This window comes from Ferrigenium sp. UT5, assembly GCF_045866295.1.
Classification (GTDB): domain Bacteria; phylum Pseudomonadota; class Gammaproteobacteria; order Burkholderiales; family Gallionellaceae; genus Sideroxyarcus.
The window spans coordinates 1-1077 of record NZ_BAAFRY010000063.1 but is presented as its reverse complement, the minus strand read 5'-3'; the positions used below and the strand labels follow the sequence as shown (position 1 = coordinate 1077).

Here is a 1077-nt window from a genome sequence, read left to right as displayed (position 1 = left end):
GCTCCCACTGTTTGTATGCATACGATTTCAGGATCTATTTCACTCCCCTTCCGGGGTTCTTTTCGCCTTTCCCTCACGGTACTGGTTCACTATCGGTCGATTACGAGTATTTAGCCTTGGAGGATGGTCCCCCCATGTTCAGACAGGGTTTCTCGTGCCCCGCCCTACTTGTTCCAAACCTATTTCCACTCCTGAATTTTCGCGTACGGGACTATCACCCACTATGGCCAGACTTTCCAGACTGTTCCACTAATTCAGAAGCTAAAGTTTGCAGGCTGCTCCGCGTTCGCTCGCCACTACTTGCGGAATCTCGGTTGATTTCTTTTCCTCCGGGTACTTAGATGTTTCAGTTCTCCGGGTTCGCTCTACCCAAGCTATGTATTCACTTGGGAGTGACCCTTGCGGGCCGGGTTTCCCCATTCAGATATCTTCGGATCAATGCTCTATTGCCAGCTCCCCGAAGCTTTTCGCAGGCTTACACGTCTTTCATCGCCTGTAATCGCCAAGGCATCCATCATATGCACTTATTCGCTTGACCCTATAACGTTAAGCCCTCGGCTTTTTACCGCCAAGGAACGCTACAAGTATTGTGCTTCTTCGTCTCGCGTTTGTGACTCCGCATCCATACGACTGCATGAATACGGATTGATACAATCAAAACCCATTTAGTTTTTCAGCCGCCGTTGTTACGGGTTTCCCCGTGCCCACGACTGCGTGAATCACTTTCTTTACTTCTTCCAAATTGTTAAAGAACTGCTGTTCTATCAGCAAAAGCCGATATCAAAACCACCAGGCTTTGATATCGAGTCTTACTCTTTCGTTTCAAGACACGGCCATCCCAATGTAATGGTGGAGGTTGACGGGATCGAACCGACGACCCCCTGCTTGCAAAGCAGGTGCTCTCCCAGCTGAGCTAAACCCCCGTTATTCCCTTGCTCTGGTGGGTCTGGTTGGACTCGAACCAACGACCCCCGCGTTATCAACACGGTGCTCTAACCAGCTGAGCTACAGACCCGATCTTGTGCGTTTCGGGCTTGCGTCGTCCGTCACGAGCGTTTTTTACCCGCGATTTCCCAC

2 tRNA genes and 1 rRNA gene are annotated in these 1077 nt (G+C 50.5%); all 3 read right to left on the bottom strand.

From position 1 onward, the window contains the following. Nucleotides 1-538: ribosomal RNA gene (locus tag ACKTSJ_RS11150) — 23S ribosomal RNA — on the bottom strand; the annotation flags it as partial. 309 nt (nt 539-847) lie between these two features. Next, nucleotides 848-923 (bottom strand) — tRNA-Ala (locus tag ACKTSJ_RS11145). Nucleotides 924-938: 15 nt separating this feature from the next. Further along, nucleotides 939-1015: transfer RNA gene (locus ACKTSJ_RS11140), tRNA-Ile, on the bottom strand. Between the last annotated feature and the right edge of the window lie 62 nt (nt 1016-1077).